This window comes from Stenotrophomonas sp. SAM-B, assembly GCF_013387485.1.
GTDB classification, from domain to species: Bacteria; Pseudomonadota; Gammaproteobacteria; order Xanthomonadales; family Xanthomonadaceae; genus Stenotrophomonas; species Stenotrophomonas maltophilia_AA.
In genome coordinates this window covers 23,485-40,708 of sequence record NZ_JABBXB010000011.1, presented here as the reverse complement: position 1 = coordinate 40,708, position 17,224 = coordinate 23,485, and the positions used below count along the sequence as shown (strand labels likewise).

General features: G+C 67.0%; 15 protein-coding genes. 7 read left to right on the top strand and 8 right to left on the bottom strand.

The features are described from left to right. Window positions 1–41: 41 nt before the first annotated feature. The 3 genes from folC to HH110_RS16735 form a co-directional block, all read right to left on the bottom strand. Window positions 42–1,319: a bifunctional tetrahydrofolate synthase/dihydrofolate synthase gene (gene folC / locus HH110_RS16745; RefSeq protein ID WP_176990718.1), complete on the bottom strand. Its 1,278-nt coding sequence runs from the start codon at window positions 1,317–1,319 to the stop codon at window positions 42–44. A 51-nt stretch (window positions 1,320–1,370) separates the two neighbouring features. After that, window positions 1,371–2,015 carry a histidine phosphatase family protein gene (locus tag HH110_RS16740; RefSeq protein WP_176990717.1) on the bottom strand — a complete coding sequence of 215 codons (645 nt, stop codon included), beginning with the start codon at window positions 2,013–2,015 and terminating at the stop codon, window positions 1,371–1,373. Window positions 2,016–2,682: 667 nt separating this feature from the next. Continuing rightward, window positions 2,683–4,845 (bottom strand): S46 family peptidase, encoded by a 2,163-nt coding sequence (locus HH110_RS16735; protein ID WP_176990716.1) that lies wholly within the window; start codon window positions 4,843–4,845, stop codon window positions 2,683–2,685. Window positions 4,846–4,991: 146 nt separating this feature from the next. Here HH110_RS16735 and tdh point away from each other — a divergent pair, with 146 nt between their 5' ends. Then, the gene (tdh, locus tag HH110_RS16730) at window positions 4,992–6,014 is read left to right on the top strand and encodes an L-threonine 3-dehydrogenase (RefSeq protein WP_176990742.1); all 1,023 of its coding nucleotides are present in this window, start codon (window positions 4,992–4,994) and stop codon (window positions 6,012–6,014) included. Window positions 6,015–6,212: 198 nt separating this feature from the next. Here tdh and HH110_RS16725 read toward each other — a convergent pair whose 3' ends face one another. Beyond that, complete coding sequence (locus tag HH110_RS16725; protein WP_137190938.1) at window positions 6,213–6,914, bottom strand: TorF family putative porin; 702 nt, start codon at window positions 6,912–6,914, stop codon at window positions 6,213–6,215. 197 nt (window positions 6,915–7,111) lie between these two features. Between HH110_RS16725 and kbl the strand changes: the two genes are divergently transcribed. Further along, entirely contained in the window at window positions 7,112–8,323 is a 1,212-nt protein-coding gene (gene kbl / locus HH110_RS16720) for a glycine C-acetyltransferase (RefSeq protein WP_176990715.1), read from the top strand. A gap of 61 nt (window positions 8,324–8,384) precedes the next feature. Here the strand turns inward: kbl and HH110_RS16715 are convergent, their stop codons facing one another. From HH110_RS16715 to HH110_RS16700, 4 genes are all read right to left on the bottom strand, one after another. Further along, entirely contained in the window at window positions 8,385–8,729 is a 345-nt protein-coding gene (locus HH110_RS16715; protein ID WP_176990714.1) for a hypothetical protein, read from the bottom strand. 91 nt (window positions 8,730–8,820) lie between these two features. Then, window positions 8,821–9,672, bottom strand: a complete 852-nt coding sequence (locus tag HH110_RS16710) for a pseudouridine synthase (RefSeq protein WP_176990713.1) — start codon at window positions 9,670–9,672, stop codon at window positions 8,821–8,823. A 19-nt stretch (window positions 9,673–9,691) separates the two neighbouring features. Continuing rightward, window positions 9,692–10,201 (bottom strand): hypothetical protein, encoded by a 510-nt coding sequence (locus HH110_RS16705; RefSeq protein WP_176990712.1) that lies wholly within the window; start codon window positions 10,199–10,201, stop codon window positions 9,692–9,694. A gap of 192 nt (window positions 10,202–10,393) precedes the next feature. After that, window positions 10,394–11,485: an OmpA family protein gene (locus HH110_RS16700; protein ID WP_176990711.1), complete on the bottom strand. Its 1,092-nt coding sequence runs from the start codon at window positions 11,483–11,485 to the stop codon at window positions 10,394–10,396. A 372-nt stretch (window positions 11,486–11,857) separates the two neighbouring features. On the opposite strand from HH110_RS16700, the gene HH110_RS16695 reads away from it, so the two are divergent. The 5 genes from HH110_RS16695 (at window position 11,858) to HH110_RS16675 (ending at window position 17,183) form a co-directional block, all read left to right on the top strand. Beyond that, window positions 11,858–12,883: a zinc-binding alcohol dehydrogenase family protein gene (locus tag HH110_RS16695; protein ID WP_176990710.1), complete on the top strand. Its 1,026-nt coding sequence runs from the start codon at window positions 11,858–11,860 to the stop codon at window positions 12,881–12,883. A 97-nt stretch (window positions 12,884–12,980) separates the two neighbouring features. Then, window positions 12,981–13,592 (top strand): YitT family protein, encoded by a 612-nt coding sequence (locus HH110_RS16690; protein WP_176990709.1) that lies wholly within the window; start codon window positions 12,981–12,983, stop codon window positions 13,590–13,592. A gap of 105 nt (window positions 13,593–13,697) precedes the next feature. Next, a complete protein-coding gene (locus HH110_RS16685) occupies window positions 13,698–15,731 on the top strand; it encodes an NADPH-dependent 2,4-dienoyl-CoA reductase (RefSeq protein WP_176990708.1) in 2,034 nt (677 codons plus the stop codon). A 292-nt stretch (window positions 15,732–16,023) separates the two neighbouring features. Further along, entirely contained in the window at window positions 16,024–16,482 is a 459-nt protein-coding gene (locus HH110_RS16680) for a cell wall hydrolase (RefSeq protein WP_088435200.1), read from the top strand. A gap of 89 nt (window positions 16,483–16,571) precedes the next feature. Then, the gene (locus HH110_RS16675) at window positions 16,572–17,183 is read left to right on the top strand and encodes a glutathione S-transferase N-terminal domain-containing protein (protein WP_176990707.1); all 612 of its coding nucleotides are present in this window, start codon (window positions 16,572–16,574) and stop codon (window positions 17,181–17,183) included. Window positions 17,184–17,224: the final 41 nt, after the last annotated feature.

Here is a 17,224-nt window from a genome sequence, read left to right as displayed (position 1 = left end):
GTGCGGCGGCTGATGCGGCTGAACGGCGCTGCAAAGGCCGCTCAGGCGCCGGGATCCAGGGTCTGCAGCGCCTCGGCGGCGGTATGGAAGGAGCCGAACACCAGCACCCGATCACCGGCCTTGGCCTGCTCCAGTGCGTGCTGCAGGGCGTCGGCGACAGTGGCGTGGAGCGTGGCGCCGGCCGCTGCCGTGCCGTCCAGGCGTGCCTGCAGTTCCCCCGCGCTCTGCGCACGGGCACCGGCCAGCCCGGCCAGATGCCACTGCTGGACCTGGTCGGCCAGGGCATCGACGACGCCGGCCGCGTCCTTGTCCTGCAGCGCGGCGAACACGGCGAGGGTGCTGCCGGTGACGCGGGCGGCCTTGAGTGCGCCCGCCAGTTCGCGCGCGGCCTGCGGGTTGTGGCCGACATCGACCAGGACCTCGACGCCGTCACGATCAAAGGCCTGCAGACGGCCGCGGATGCGCGCGGCGGCAACGCCTTCACTGAAGGCAGTGCGCGGCAGCGGACGATCGAGCGCGCGCAGGGCGGCGATCGCGGTGGCGGCATTGGCGCGCTGGATCGGGCCACGCAGCGTCGGGTACGGCAGTTCGAGACGGAAGCCGACATCGCGCCAGCGCCAGCGTTCGCCATCGATGTCGTCGGCGAAGAAGTCGCTGCCGCCCCGGATGGCGTTGGCCCCCACCAGATAGGCGCGCGCGAGCACGCTCGAGGGCGGGTCGATTTCGCCGAGGATGACCGGCTTCCAGCCGCGGATGATGCCGGCCTTCTCGGTGCCGATCGCTTCACGGTCCTCGCCCAGCCAGTCGCTGTGGTCGATGTCCACGGTGGTGATCACCGCGACGTCGCTGTCGACGATGTTGACGGCATCCAGGCGGCCGCCGAGGCCGACTTCCAGCACGGCCAGGTCGAGCCCGGCCTGCGCGAACAGGTGCAGCGCGGCCAGCGTGCCGTATTCGAAGTAGGTCAACGTGGTATCGCCACGGGCATCTTCGATGGCATTGAACGCCGCCATCAGTGCTTCATCGCTGGCGTCCTCGCCATCGATGCGCACGCGCTCGTTGTAGCGCAGCAGGTGCGGCGAGGTGTACGCGCCGACCTTCCAGCCGGCGGCACGGGCGATCGCTTCGATGAAGGCGACAGTGGAGCCCTTGCCGTTGGTGCCACCGACCACGATGCTGCGCTCGGCCGGTGCGCCCAGCCCCATCGCCTCCGCCACGCTACGCACCCGGTCCAGCCCCATGTCGATGGTGGCGGGGTGCTGCTGCTCGATGTAGCCGAGCCAATCGGAGAGGGTCTGCGGGCGGGCGATGGTGGTCATGGTCGCTGGATCGGAATCGTTGGGGCGGACGGCAGGATGGGACGCAGTGCGTTACAGCGCGCGGTGCTTGGCTTCGCCAAAGAATGGCGTGTGGTGGGCGCAGTCGTTGAGGCGGACCACTTCGAGCTGGTCGAGGTCGGGGCCTTCGAGCAGGTTGAGGGTGGTCGGTGCCTGGCGGAAGGTCCACAGGCGCGAGATCGGCAGGCCGAGGATGCGGCACAGGATCACGCGGTTGACGGCGTCATGGGCGACGACCAGCAGCGTGTCGTGTTCACCGAGGCCTTCGGCGGCGCGCGCCAGGCCACGCCAGCTGCGCTCGAGCACCAGGCGCAGCGATTCGCCGCCGGGCATCAGCACGGTGTCCGGCTCTTCGCGCCAGGCACGCAGGCGGGAGGGATCCTTGTCATGGATTTCGCTGGCGAGCAGGCCTTCCCATTCGCCGTGGGCGATTTCCTGCAGGTCCGGTTCGGTCAGCAGCATCGGGGCCCGCTCGGCGCCGAGGGCGAGCTGGGCGGTGAGCTGGGCGCGCACCAGCGGCGAGGCGACGGCGCGGGTGATGTCCACGGACTTCAGCCGTTCGCCCAGCGCCTTGGCCTGGGCTTCGCCGATCGGCGACAACGGGATATCGATCTGGCCTTGGTAGCGGCCTTCGGCATTCCACGGCGTTTCGCCGTGACGGGCAAGCAGGATGCGCATGCGGACAAGGGTTCCTTGGGGGGAGGAGGTTTCGGCGTTTCGTTCACATCCTGTGAAACCACACCGAACGGGGATCATACCCGGTCGCGGCTGTGAAGCTGCGCGGCTCTTTGGTCTTTGACGGATGGCTGGTAGAGCGTTGGCGCCTGACTGGCCCGCGCAGGCTGAGGCGGGGCAGCCTCTGGCAGGACGCGCCGTGAACCCATCCCTGGGGGCTCGTACGACGGCATCCATGCCGTCGAACGGTCCTGCCAGAGGCTGCCCCGCCTCATCCACCAAGATTTCCGTCGCTGACGCGGACACGAGAGCAACTGCAGTGCCGCTGCCTTTCCGTCCGTACAACGGTCCTGCCAGAGGCTACCCGGCCTCATCCAACGAGATTTGTCGCTGAAGCGGACGCAGAGAGCAGGTGCAGTGCCGCTTCGCTTTTTTTGTCCGCACACCGGCATCTGTCCAGAGCGCGTCGGGCAGGGCTGGGCGAGACCGTTCGACCGCATGGATGCGGTCGTACGAGCCCCCATGGATGGGTTTACGGCGTGTCTCGCCCAGCCCTGCCCGGCGCGCTCCCTCCGGGAAAGACGAGACGCCGCGCCTGGATCTCCCAGCTCAGCCGCAACAAAAAACCCCGCAGGTTTCGCTGCGGGGTTCTGGAAACCGACGTGTCGGCTTACTTGCTGAGGTTCAGCTCTTTCAGCAGCTGCGGCGCCGGCGCCACTTCCTGCATGATCCACTGCATGTAGCGGCTGTCGACCGCGATCATGCGGGTCATCACCGGATCGAACACCCAGTTCGAACTCACCGACTCCCAGTTGCCGTCGAAGGCCAGGCCGACCAGCTTGCCGTTGGCATCCAGCACCGGCGAACCGGAGTTGCCGCCGGTGATGTCCAGGTTGGACAGGAAGTTCACCGGCACCGAACCGATGCGCTTGTCCTCCAGGCCGCCGTAACGCTTGGCCTTGACCGCATCGAGCAGCGCCTTCGGCGAATCGAACGGATCCTCGCCGGTTTCCTTCGCGGCCACGCCTTCCAGGGTGGTGAACGGGGTGTAGTTCACGCCGTCCTTGCCGTAGCCCATGACGTTGCCGAAGGTGATGCGCAGCGACAGGTTGGCGTCCGGATAGACGAACTCGCCCTTGCTCTTCTTGTAGTCGGCCACGGCCTGCAGGTACAGCGGGCGCGAGACCAGCGACTCGCCTTCGCGGGTCTTCTTCTGCTCTTCCTGCTTCAGCAGCGCCGGCATCACCGCCACCGCGTACTGGATCGCCGGATCGGTGCTGGCCTCGAACGCTGCGCGGTCCGCCTTGAACCACGTCAGGCGCTCGTCCAGGCTGCCCAGCTTGGTGGCCGAGAGTTTGCCGACCAGACCCTGCACGGCGGCCGCGTCGCTGCCCGCCAGCCACTGGTTGAGCACCTCGTTGCTGCGCTGCGCGGTCGGCAGGGCCACGTACTGGCTCAGCCAGTAGGTCTGCAGCTGCTGGTCCATGCGCGCGACGTAGCGGCGGTCCATCTGCTTCAGGCCGCCTTCGATCGACGGCAGGTCGCGTTCCTGGTAACCGGCTTCACGCTCGGCGTCGGGCTTGCTGCGCTCGATCGACAGGCGGTACAGGCTGATCGCCGCCCCCACCGCCGAGGTGCTGTTGAACTGGCTGACGAACAGGTCGCGCTCACGCGTCGCCTTGCTGGTGTCCAGGTGCTGGATCAGCTGCGCATGCGCAGCCAGGGCCGGCTTGCCGGCGGCACCACGCTTCTTCAGCCAGGCCAGCACGGCGGCCTCTTCGGCCTGCTTCTGGCCGGCCGCGTCGATGCGCTTGAAGCCCTCCAGCTGGCCGGCGTAGTTCTTGGCCACGTTGTTCATGCTGGCCGCGGTGGCGGCGTACTTCACCTTGACGTCCGGATCGGCCTTGCCGGCCTCGTCGATCATCTTCAGCACCGCGTTGTAGTGGCGCGCGATGGTCGGGTAGGTCCAGCTGGCGGTTTCATTGAACTCACCGGCCAGGGCGTAGCGGTTGGTGCGGCCCGGGTAGCCGGCCACCATCACGAAGTCATCGGCGCCCAGCGGCTGGTCGGCGAACTTCAGGAAGTGCTTGGGCTGGTACGGCACGTTGTCGGCGGAGAAGGCGGCCGGCTTGCCGTCCTTGCCCACGTAGGCGCGGTAGAACGAGAAGTCGCCGGTGTGGCGCGGCCACATCCAGTTGTCGATGTCGCCGCCGAACTTGCCGACGCTGCCCGGGGGCGCGTAGACCAGGCGCACATCCTTGATTTCCATGTTGCGGAACAGGCGGTAGGTGTTGCCGCCGGAGAAGCTGTACAGGCGGCAGCGGAAGCCGGCATCGGCTTCACAGGCGGCGGTCTGGGCCTTGTCGAAGGCCTCCAGCGCGCGGGTGCGGGCCAGCGGGTTCTTGCCGGCGGCGGCGATCGCGGCCTTGGCCTGGTCGGTCACGTCGGTGATCTGGTCGAGCACGAACACGCGGGCGTTCGGGCCGGCGCTCAGCTCGTCCTTCAGGGTCGGCGCGTTGAAGCCGTCCTTGATCAGGTTCTTCTCGGCCGTCGAGTTCAGCTGGATCGCACCGTAGGCACAGTGGTGGTTGGTGACCACCAGGCCCTGCGGGGAGACGAAGCTGGCGGTGCAGCCGCCCAGTGCCACGACCGCGCCCATCGGGTCGCCGGTCAGGTTGGAGATCTGCTCCGGGGACAGCTTCAGGCCGGCCTGCTTCAGCGGACCGGCGATTTCCGGCAGCTGCTGCGGCACCCACATGCCTTCTGCGGCATGGGCGACCTGGACCAGCCCAAGGCTGGCGACGACGGAGAAAGCAAGCAGGTTCGAGCGCATAGAGCAGCCCCTGGTGAAAGAACCGCCGATTCTAGCCCAGCCGCTGCGCCGCCAAACCACCCGCGCTGCAACATGGGAAAACCGCCGGCGGCTCTATAATCCGCGTTTTCCCCCAGACGAGTTCCACCCCGATGGCGCAGCAAACAATGAAGGCCCTGGTCAAACGCGAAGCCGCCAAGGGCATCTGGCTGGAAGAGGTTCCGGTCCCTACCCCCGGCCCCAACGAGGTCCTGATCAAGCTGGAAAAGACCGCCATCTGCGGTACCGACCTGCACATCTACCTGTGGGACGAGTGGAGCCAGCGCACGATCAAGCCGGGCCTGACCATCGGCCACGAGTTCGTCGGCCGCATCGCCGAGATCGGCCCGGGCGTGACCGGCTATGAAGTCGGCCAGCGCGTCTCGGCCGAAGGCCATATCGTCTGCGGCCATTGCCGCAACTGCCGTGGCGGCCGCCCGCACCTGTGCCCGAACACCGTCGGCATCGGCGTCAACGTCAACGGCGCCTTCGCCGAGTACATGGTGATGCCGGCCAGCAACCTGTGGCCGATCCCCGACCAGATCCCGTCCGAGCTGGCCGCCTTCTTCGATCCGTACGGCAACGCCGCGCACTGCGCGCTCGAGTTCAACGTGATCGGCGAAGACGTGCTGATCACCGGCGCCGGCCCGATCGGCATCATTGCCGCGGGCATCTGCAAGCACATCGGTGCGCGCAACGTGGTGGTCACCGACGTCAACGATTTCCGCCTGAAGCTGGCCGCCGACATGGGCGCCACCCGCGTGGTCAACGTGGCCAACACCTCGCTCAAGGACGTGATGAAGGACCTGCACATGGAGGGCTTCGACGTGGGCCTGGAAATGAGCGGCAACCCGCGTGCGTTCAACGACATGCTCGACTGCATGTACCACGGCGGCAAGATCGCCATGCTCGGCATCATGCCCAAGGGCGCCGGCTGCGACTGGGACAAGATCATCTTCAAGGGCCTGACCGTGCAGGGCATCTACGGCCGCAAGATGTACGAGACCTGGTACAAGATGACCCAGCTGGTGCTGTCCGGTTTCCCGCTCGGCAAGGTGCTGACCCACCAGCTGCCGATCGACGATTTCCAGAAGGGCTTCGACCTGATGGAACAGGGCAAGGCTGGCAAGGTCGTACTGAGCTGGAATTGATCACCTGCGCCTTCGGCACAGATGATCAATTGTCCATTCCACCTTATCCCCGCGCCGTTGGCGCGCCCCCTTGAACAACAAGGGGGCTGTTCTCCAGCAAGGGTTCCGGTGTGAGGCCAGCATTGAAAAGGCGCCCATCCGGGCGCCTTTTTTGGTTCGCGAGGTGGCCGGTGGTGTCGGGCGCCGGCCAGTGGCCGACTACTTGCCCACGGCCACGGTGAATACCACGCGGTTGTCCGCCAACTTGCCGTTGTTGTCGCGACCGGCGCCATCGGTGCCGTGGTACCCCAGGCCCAGGTTGAACAGGCCGAACTGGCGGCTCACGCCGACGTTGAAGTCGGTGTAGTCCTTGCCGAAATCGGTCTCGAGCGAGGTGCGGCCCACGTTCGCGCTCAGGGTGAAATCATTGGGCAGGCCCCACTCGCCGCCCACCGCGTAATACCAGCTCTTGGTATCGGACCCGGACAGGTCATCGGTGTAGGCCACCGTCAGCTTGTACTGCTCGGCGAAGGTGGTGGTGGTGATCAGCTCGTTGTAGTTCAGCTCGCTGGCGCCCGGATAGGTGTAGCGGTTGAGCAGCACGTCGAAATTGACGCCGTCGGTGACATCCACCCCGTAGCCGATCAGGTAGTCGATCTCGGTGCTGGGGTCGCCCGGCCCGAAGTCCACGCCCGAGCCCCACACGCCCGCATACAGGCCTACCGGCGAGGTATAGGTGAAGCCGGCCTGCAGGGTCGGATCCTCATCGGTCTGGGACACACCACGGAACACGTAATCCGATACCGCGGTGACGTTCCAGCTGAACGGCGATTCGGCCTCGTCCTGGGCGCTGGCGGCAAACGGGGCAAGCAGGGCGGCGCAGAGCACAGCGGCGGCGGTACAGCGCGTGGCGTGGTTCATGCGGGGTCTCTCCAGACGTGGGTGGGGGTGGTCGGAACGGCGCGGTTTACAGTTTTTTAACCTGATTGATATTGCGATGCAACAATCACGTCTGCAACCGTCTCCCGGCCTGCCCCGCCCATCCACCGCCCGCGGCAACCCCGCCGTCGCCCCCGACAGGTAAAATCCCGGGTTTCCCGTGCCGAAGACTGCCTGCCATGACCGACGCCACCACCGCCTCGTTGACCCAGCACTACGTTGAAGAACTGGAGGCGATCCGCGCCCAGGGCCTGTTCAAGTCCGAACGCATCATCACCAGCCCGCAGTCGGCCGAGATCACCCTGGACGACGGCCGCACGGTGCTGAACTTCTGTGCCAACAACTACCTGGGCCTGGCCGACCATCCCGACCTGATCCAGGCCGCGAAGGACGCCCTGGATACCCACGGCTTCGGCATGGCCTCGGTGCGCTTCATCTGCGGCACCCAGGACCTGCACAAACAGCTGGAAAAGCAGATCGCCGACTTCTTCGGCAAGCAGGACACCATCCTGTACGCGGCCTGCTTCGACGCCAACGGCGGCCTGTTCGAGCCGCTGCTGGGCGAGCACGACGCGATCATTTCCGATGCGCTCAACCATGCCTCGATCATCGATGGCGTTCGCCTGTGCAAGGCCAAGCGCTTCCGCTACGCCAACTGCGACATGGCCGATCTGGAAGCCCAGCTGCAGGCCGCCGATGCGGCCGGCTGCAAGACCAAGCTGATCACCACCGACGGCGTGTTCTCGATGGACGGCTTCATCGCCCCGCTGGACGAGATCACCGCGCTGGCGAAGAAGTACAACGCGCTGGTGCACATCGACGAATGCCATGCCACCGGCTTCCTTGGCGCGACCGGCCGCGGCTCGGCCGAGGTCAAGGGCGTGCTGGAGAAGATCGACATCATCACCGGCACCCTGGGCAAGGCCATGGGCGGCGCGCTCGGCGGCTTCACCTGCGCCAGTGCCGAAGTGATCGAACTGCTGCGCCAGCGCTCGCGCCCGTACCTGTTCTCCAACTCGCTGCCGCCGCACGTGGTCGCCGCCGGCATCAAGGCCTTCGAGATGCTGGCCGCCGCCGATGACCTGCGCGACACCCTGGCGCAGAACACCGCCTACTTCCGCGAGAAGATGGCCGCCGCCGGTTTCGACGTGAAGCCGGGCGTGCACCCGATCAGCCCGGTGATGCTGTACGACGCGCCGCTGGCGCAGAAGTTCGCCGAACGCCTGCTCGAAGAAGGCATCTACGCGATCGGCTTCTTCTTCCCGGTGGTGCCCAAGGGGCAGGCCCGCATCCGCACCCAGATCAGCGCCGCGCACACGCGTGCGCACCTGGACCGTGCGATCGATGCCTTCACCCGGATCGGCCTGGAGCTGGGCGTCATCAAGGGGTGAGCGGACGACGGCGCCTGGCGCGCCGTCCCCACGAAACGCCGGGCCATGCCCGGCGTTTTTTTTATTTCTTCTTTTTCTTCTTGTCCTTGGCCGATTCCTTGCTGGCCACCACCACCGGCGCGGCGACCGGACCGTCCTGGCCGTTGCCCTTGGCCACGCGGATGCCGTTGGCCTTCATCCAGGCGTCGAACTCGTCGGCGCTCATGCGCTTGTCGCCATCGCTCATCATGAAGCGGTAGCTGCCGCGGCCGTCCAGCTCGGGAATCTTGATCTCCACCACCTTGTCGGTCACCGGCGGATCCTGCTTGGCGATCTGTTTGTGGCCGCCACAGGCGGTCAGCAGCGCGGCCGGCAACAACAGGCAGGCGCCGCGGAACAGGGAACGGGTGAGGCTACGGATGTGCATGGTCTTACTCCCGGTGTTGAACGGAACGTCCCTTCGAAGGCCATCCATTGCCCGGGTCGATTGGCCTGCCACATGCCGGCAGGCCACGAGGTCACGGTGTGGCCGCGGCGCTGTCGGCCACGGCGTACAGCAGATCCAGATCGTGCTGGCTGAGCTCGCGCCAGGCGCCCTTGCCCAGCTGGCCCAGCGGCAGCTGGCCGATCGCCACGCGCACCAGGCGCAGCACGTTGATGTCGAACGCGGCCAGCAGGCGGCGGATATGCCGGTTGCGGCCTTCCTCCAGCACCACTTCCAGCCAGGCGGTCTTGTCGCCGCTGCGCAGCAGCGTGGCGCGGCGTGCGCGCAGCAGTTCGCCCTCGTCCTCGATGCCCGCGCACAATGCCTGCAGCTGCGCGGCATCGGGGATCGCGTCAATCTGGACGTGATAGGTCTTGTCCGGGCCGGTGGCCGGATCGGTCAGGCGCGCGGCCCATTGCGGATCGTTGCTGAAGAGCAGCAGCCCTTCGCTGGCCTTGTCCAGGCGCCCGACCGGCGCGATCCACGGCAGGCCGGCAGCGTCGAAGCAGCGGTACACGGTGTCGCGGCCGCGCTCGTCCTGCGCGGTGGTGACCAGGCCGCGCGGCTTGTTGAGCATCAGGTGCACGCGCTTGGGCGCATCCAGCGGCTGACCATCGACGCGCACGTGATGGCGACCGTCGATGATCGGAAATTCGGGGTTGTTGATGACACGGCCGTCGACCGTGACCCGGCCGTCGGCGATCCAGCGCGCGGCTTCGGTGCGCGAGCACAGCCCGGCCTTGGAGAGCACACGCGCCAGGCCATGGCGCGGCGCGGGCGGACTGGCGCTGGCGGCGGTGGTGCGGGTACCTGCTGCGGGGCTCGCACGCCGCTCGGGGCGGCGTGGTCGGGACGCGGTCGCGGCGGGTGGCCGGCGTGTCGTCATCGTGCTCCGCCCGGGCGGCTTACTTCTTGTCCGCCGGCTTGGTCTCAGCCGGTGCTTCGGCGGCGGCGGCCGGCACGGCAGCCGGTGCCGGGCGTGCCTTGACCACGCGTACGCCACGCGCCTTCATCCACGCGTCGAATTCTTCGGCGGTCATGCGCTTGCCGTTCTGGCTCATGTCGAAGCGCCACGGCGTGTTGTCGAACTCGGTCTGCGGCTTGTAGGCGGCCGGATCGTTCGGATTGATCACCGGTGCGCTGGGAATCGCCTTGGCGATGTTCTGGCAGCCATCGATGCGCAGGCGCTGCAGCACGCTGTCCAGCGACTGTTCCCGGTCGAAGCTGGAGGTCAGCACGCCGGCGGGCATGCCCAGCTGGACGTTGCGGATGTACAGCTCTTCGGCAACCGGTGCGATCGCGGTGGCCGGCAGCGGCAGCGGCGATGCGCTGGCAGGTGCCGAACAGTCCACGGCAGCGTGGGCGGCGGGAACCAGGGCCAGGCCAAGCGCGGCGGCCAGTGCAAAACGCTGCATGGGATGCATCCAGGAAGGGGTCGACGCGGCGAGTTTAACAGCGCCACAACGTCTTTCAAGCGCCACCTTCAATGAATACGGCAACTTGTTGGATTTATTGTCGATTTCCGGGATCCAACCGCCCCGGACACACAAAAAAACAGGGCCCGGCAATGCCGGGCCCTGCTTGGTGAGACTGTACTGCCAGAAGGATTAGTTCTGGACGTTCAGCTCGGTACGACGGTTCTTGGCGCGGCCTTCCGGGTTATCCGAACCATCCGGGTTGGTGTTCGGCGCAATCGGGCGGCTCTCGCCGTAACCGATCGGACCGACCAGACGCGAAGCGTCAACGCCGTTCTGGGTCAGGTAGTTGTACACCGAGGTGGCACGACGCTCGGACAGCTTCTGGTTGTAAGCGTCGGAACCCTTGGAATCGGTGTGACCGGCCACTTCAACGCGCAGATCCGGGTAACGCTTCAGGATTTCCGAAGCTTCGCTCAGGATCGCAACCGCGTCCGGACGCAGGTTCGACTTATCGAAGTCGAAGTTCACGCCCTTCAGATCGATCGACACCGGGACCGGGCAACCGTCCGGACCGATGGTCTGACCCGGCTGCGAGTTCGGGCACTTGTCGTCGCAGTTGTTGACGCCGTCACCGTCGTCATCCAGATCGGCGCAGCTCGGAGCAACCGGAGCCGGAGCCGGCACGGCAGCGACCGGGGCCGGGCCCAGCGGGATCACGACACCGACCGAAGCCAGCACGTCGCCGAACCAGTCTTCGCTCGGAGCAGCAATGCTCTGGTCGTCGAAGTCAGCGCGGTAGGCCACTTCGGCACGCACGGCGACGCGCTTTTCGAAGGTGGTCTGCAGACCGACGCCGAGCTTGGCGGCGAAGTTGCCGTCCTTGCGCTCACGCGGACCGTTGGTGTTCAGCGCTGCGTACTCTTCTTCCGACTTCTGGTAACCCAGGCCGAACAGCAGGTACGGGTTCCAGCCGCGGCCTTCCTGGATGAAGTGGCGACGCAGATCGACGGACGCGCCGTACTGGCTCCAGTTCAGATCCTGGTTGGCATCGAAGTTCGGGTTCTGGTAGTTCAGCTCGCCATCCAGCGACCAGTTGGGGCTGATGAACTTACCGAGGCCCAGGGTAACGAACGGAGCGTCGTTGGTCAGACGGTCGCTATCCTGGAAGTTGAAGCCGGCCGAACCGGTCAGGTACCAGCGGTCGTCAAAATCCTGCGCCGATGCAGCCTGGGCGAAAGCCAGACCGCCCAGCAGCGCGGCAGTAAGGATCTTCTTGTTCATTGAGTACAGCTCCTATTTCGGGGGTATGAAACCGGTAGAGGCATGGGCCAGCACTACTGCGTCGTTTTCAGACTGCCGATTCAGCACGCCACCGCCGCGAACATTATGCTCAGGCGAGTGAAGGTGATGTTAACAGTCCCGTAACATGTGAAGACGACCGCCAGACCTCTACCGGGTCCAGCTGGTGGCACCCTATACAGGTTGATGAAATTCCGCAAGACCCAGCAATGACAAGGGTTTTGCGCAATTCAGGCGGCGTCACGACACATTTTTCACGTTAGGGTTCAAATCGCGATTGCGCCTTGATTCAGCGCAAAAACAGCGACGTCGTGATCCGTATGATGGGGAAGATTCCCCCGTTCCGGAGCCGATATGAAAGCCGTGGGATTGACCCAGTATCTGCCGATTGAAGACCCCGCCGCGCTGCAGGACCTCAGCATCGCCCCGCCCGGCAGCCCGCAGGGACGTGACCTGCTGGTGCGGGTACACGCTGTTTCGGTCAATCCCGTGGACACCAAACAGCGCGCCCCGCGCGCGCAGCTGGAGGATCCGCCGCGCGTGCTGGGCTACGACGCGGCCGGCGTCGTTGAAGCCGTAGGTCCCGACGTCACCGCCTTCGCCGCGGGCGACGAGGTGTATTACGCCGGCGATGTCACCCGCTCCGGTTGCAATGCGCAATATCACTGGGTGGACGAGCGGCTGGTCGGACGCAAACCCACCACGCTGGATTTCGCCGAGGCCGCGGCGTTGCCGTTGACCACGCTGACCGCCTGGGAACTGCTGTTCCAGCGCATGCCGCTGCACTTTGAAGACAGCCGCCATCGCGGCCAGCACCTGCTGATCATCGGCGGCGCCGGCGGTGTCGGTTCGATCGCCATCCAGCTGGCACGGCATGCCGGCTTCACCGTGATCGCGACCGCCTCGCGCGAGGAAACCCGCGCGTGGTGCCTGCAGATGGGCGCCGACCACGTGATCGATCATCGCCAGCCACTGGCTGCCCAGCTGCAGGCACTGGGCATTGCGCAGGTGCAGGTCGCGCTCAACCTTGCCGATACCGATCATTACTGGGAGACCCTGGGCGAGCTGCTGGCACCGCAGGGGCATGTCGGCCTGATCGTCGAGCCACGCGGGCCGCTGCGCATCGGCGATCCCTACAAAGCCAAGTGCATCGGCATCCATTGGGAGTTCATGTTCGCGCGCGCGCGTTTCCAGACCGGGGACATGATCGAGCAGCACCGCATCCTCAGCCGTGCGGCCAGCCTGATCGACGCCGGCGAGCTGCGCACGACCGCGCACACGCACCTGGGCACGATCAATGCCGCGAACCTGCGCGAAGCGCACCGCCAGCTGGAAGGTGGCGGCGTGATCGGCAAGCTGGTGCTGTCCGGCTGGGGGTAGTCGCGCGGCAACGTGTCAGCGCGCATTCGCCTTCATCTGTATCTGTCGGCGGCGCCCGGTGCCGCCTACAGTCAGTGGCCCTTCCGGTGAATCCGCCATGCCCACGTCCCTGCCCCTGCGCCTGCTGCAACTCCTGCTCGGTCTGTTCCTGTACGGCTTCGGCGCGGCGGTGATGATCCGCGCGGCGATCGGGGTGGCGCCCTGGGATGTGCTTTCCCAGGGCATCGCGCTGCAGACGCCGCTGTCCTTCGGCGTGGCCACCAATGTGATCGGCGCGCTGGTGCTGTTGCTGTGGTGGCCGATCCGGCAGAAGCCCGGCCTGGGCACCGTACTCAACGTGATGCTGATCGGCCCCAGCGCGCAGTTCGGGCTGTGGCTGCTGCCGGAGGTGCATGGCCTGGCCTGGCAGATCCCGATGTTCGTCTGCGGCCTGCTGCTGGTCGCGCTCGCCACCGGCCTGTACATCGGCGCGCGCTTCGGCCCCGGCCCCCGCGACGGCCTGATGACCGGCCTGCATGCCCGCACCGGCTGGCCGATCTGGATCGTGCGCAGCGCGATCGAAGGCACCGTGCTGCTGATCGGCTGGTGGCTGGGCGGCAACGTCGGCGTGGGCACCCTCGCTTTCGCCCTGCTGATCGGCCCGCTGTGTGGGGTCACCCTGCCGCTGTTCGGCATCCGCAAGCCTGGGCCGGCCGCCGTCGCGCCATAACAGCACCGGTGCCGGACCGGCGATCGGCACCGGCCGTGGCGCCTGCGCTTGCTCTTCAGAGGCATTCGCGGCACCCTGCGGGCTTCCGTACGCAAGCGTATCCACATGTCGCCAGCCGCCGAATCCACCGCCTACCCGCATCTGTTCGCTCCGCTCGATCTGGGCTTCACGCAGCTGCGCAACCGGGTCCTGATGGGGTCCATGCACACCGGCCTGGAAGACCGCGCGCGCGATTTTCCGCGGCTGGCGGCGTATTTCGCCGAGCGGGCCGCGGGCGGCGTCGGCCTGATCGTCACCGGCGGCTTCGCGCCCAACGTGGTCGGCTGGCTCAAGCCGTTCGGCGGCAAGCTGTCCTGGCCCTGGGAGGTGCGACCGCATCGCCAGGTCACCCGGGCCGTGCACGACAACGGCAGCAAGATCTGCCTGCAGCTGCTGCATGCCGGCCGCTACGCCTACCACCCCCTCTCGGTGGCACCTTCCAAGCTGAAGGCGCCGATCAACCCGTTCACCCCGCGGGCGCTGTCCGCGCGCGGCGTGGACCGCCATATCGCCGATTACGCACGCAGCGCGCGGCTGGCCCGCGAAGCCGGCTACGACGGCGTCGAGGTGATGGGCTCGGAAGGCTATCTGATCAATGAGTTCATCGCGCCGCGTACCAACCAGCGCACCGACCGCTGGGGCGGCGACGCGGCACAGCGCATGCGCTTCGCGGTGGAGATCGTGCGCCGCATCCGCGAGGCCTGTGGGCCGGACTTCATCATCATCTACCGGCTTTCGCTGGTGGACCTGGTACCCGACGGCAGCAACTGGGCCGAGATCGTGCAGCAGGCGCAGGCCATCGAAGCGGCGGGCGCGACCCTGATCAACTCCGGCATCGGCTGGCACGAGGCGCGCATCCCGACCATCGCCACCTCGGTCCCGCGCGGCGCCTTTGCCGGGGTCACCGCCAAGCTCAAGCCGCATGTCCGCGTGCCGGTGATCGCGACCAACCGCATCAACATGCCCGACGTTGCCGAGCGCATCCTCGCCGCGGGCGGTGCCGACATGGTCTCGCTGGCGCGACCGCTGCTGGCCGATCCGCAGTGGGCCAACAAGTCGCGCGCCGGCCGCCCCGAGGCGATCAACACCTGCATCGCGTGCAACCAGGCCTGCCTGGACCACGTATTCGAGAACAAGACGGCCAGCTGCCTGGTCAACCCGCGCGCCGTGCACGAGACCGAGCTGGTCTACCGCCCGACCACCGCCTCGCGCCGCATCGCCGTGGTCGGCGCCGGTCCGGCCGGGCTGGCCTGCGCGACCGTGGCTGCCGAGCGTGGCCACGCGGTGACGCTGTTCGATGCCGGCAGCGAGATCGGCGGGCAGTTCAACGTCGCCAAGCGCATCCCGGGCAAGGAAGAATTCCACGAGACGCTGCGCTATTTCCGCCACAAGCTGGGCGAGACCGGCGTCGAGGTGAGGCTGGACACCGTGGCCGACGTGGCCGCGTTGGCCGGTTTCGACGCGGTGGTGATCGCGACCGGCATCACCCCGCGCCGGGTCGATTTCCCCGGCGCCGACCATCCCAAGGTGGTCAGCTACCTGGATGTGCTGCTCGGCAGGGTCCAGGTGGGCGAGCAGGTGGCGATCATCGGCGCCGGCGGCATCGGCTTCGATGTCGGCGAGTTCCTGGTCCACGAGGGGCCCTCCTCCGCGCTGGACCCGGCGCGCTGGATGGCCGAGTGGGGGGTGGACCCGACGTTCGAGGGCCGCGGCGCGCTCGCCAAACCGGCACCTGAAGCCCCTGCGCGCAAGGTCTGGCTGCTGCAGCGCAGCCCGGGCAAGCCCGGCGCCCGCCTGGGCAAGACCACCGGCTGGATCCACCGCGCCACGCTCAAGGCCAAGGGCGTGAGCATGCTCGGTGGCGTTGAGTACCTGGGCGTGGATGACAGCGGCCTGCGCATCCGCGTGGACGGTGAGGAACAGCTGCTGCCGGTGAGCCATGTGGTGGTCTGCGCCGGGCAGGAACCGCGCCGTGATCTGCACGCCGCGCTGCAGGCAACCGGCATCCAGGCACAGCTGATCGGCGGCGCGGATGTCGCCGCCGAACTCGACGCCAAGCGCGCGATCGATCAGGGCAGCCGGGTCGCCGCTGCCCTCTGATCCGGGTCCAAACGGACCTGAATACGGGGCTGAACCGCCGATTCAGCCCCACCTTCGAACCTGAATGTCAAGCTTTCGGGTTCAGGATGTATTGGGAAATCCCCCCCTATCGTGCGCCAACTTTCCCGCTCACCACCCAGTTCGAGTGAGCGCGCGGACCCCACGTCTTCTTTCGGGTCCGCCCCCGGGCGGCCCCGATGGTCGCCTCCCCATGACGCCAAGTCGTACCCACGCCCCGTCCGCACGATCGGATGGAACAGCCAGGTGCGGCCCACACGGAGCAAGGAGATTTATGAAACTGGCCTGGATTCTCTGGCTGTCACAGTTGTTGCCGCAGCCTGCCGCCGATTCGTTGTGCCTGAGCACGACCGTCTACCTCGAAGCGCGTGACCAGACCCTGCGCGGCCAGCAAGCCGTCGCGGAAGTGGCGCTGCGCCGCCTGGACAGCGGCCTCTGGGGCGACTCGATGTGCCAGGTGGTGACCGCGCGCAAGCAGTTCGCCCCGACCATCGTCGCGCCCGGCACCCAGCTCGGCAACGCCGATGCCTGGCAGGAAGCGATGACCGTCGCCTTCGACGCCGAACGCAACTGGGCCCTGCCGGCCGGTGAGCGCAAGGAGATCGTGCCCGGCGCCAGCCACTTCGCGGCCCTGGCGATCGCCAACCCGAGCTGGCGCAATGCCTACCAGGTGGCCACGATCGGCGATCACACCTTCTACCGCGTGCAGAAACTCAAGCCACGCGCGTCGTAACGATCTGTTACGGCCATACCGTTGAGGATGCGGGGCCGGCTCTGGAATAGTGGGCGGCTCACCTTCCACCCATCCGCAACGGAGTTCCCATGAAGCTGTACAGCAAGCCCGGAGCCTGCTCCACCGCCGATCACATCGCCCTGCAGTGGACCGGCCAGCCGTTCGAGGTGGAACTGCTCGACAAGGACACCCTGAAGGCGCCGCCGTTCCTGGCCCTCAATCCGGCCGGCTCGGTGCCGGTGGTGGTCGATGGCGATTTCGTGCTGACCCAGAACGCGGCCATCATGGGCTACATCGCCGATACCTACCCGCAGGCCGGCCTGACCGGTGACGGCAGCCCGAAGCAGCGCGCCGAAGCCACCCGTTGGCTGTCCTTCGTCAACTCCGACCTGCACCCGGCGTTCAAGCCGCTGTTCGGGCCGGGCACCTTCATCGAAGACGACACCCAGTACGACGCGCTCCGCGCCGCCGCCCGCAAGCGCCTGCGCGCCCTGTTCGAGCGCGCCGATGCGCAGTTGGCCGACCGCCCTTGGCTGGCCGGCTTCCGCAGCTTCGCCGATCCGTACTTCTACATCACCCTGCGCTGGGCTGCAGGCGCGAAGATCGACCTGAGCGGCCTGGACAACCTTGCCGCCTTCAAGCAGCGCATGGAAGCCGATACCGGCGTGCAGGCAGTGCTGAAGGCCGAAGGCCTGAACTGACCGGTGCGTGTGATCTAGACGTACAAGAAAAAGCCCGGCAG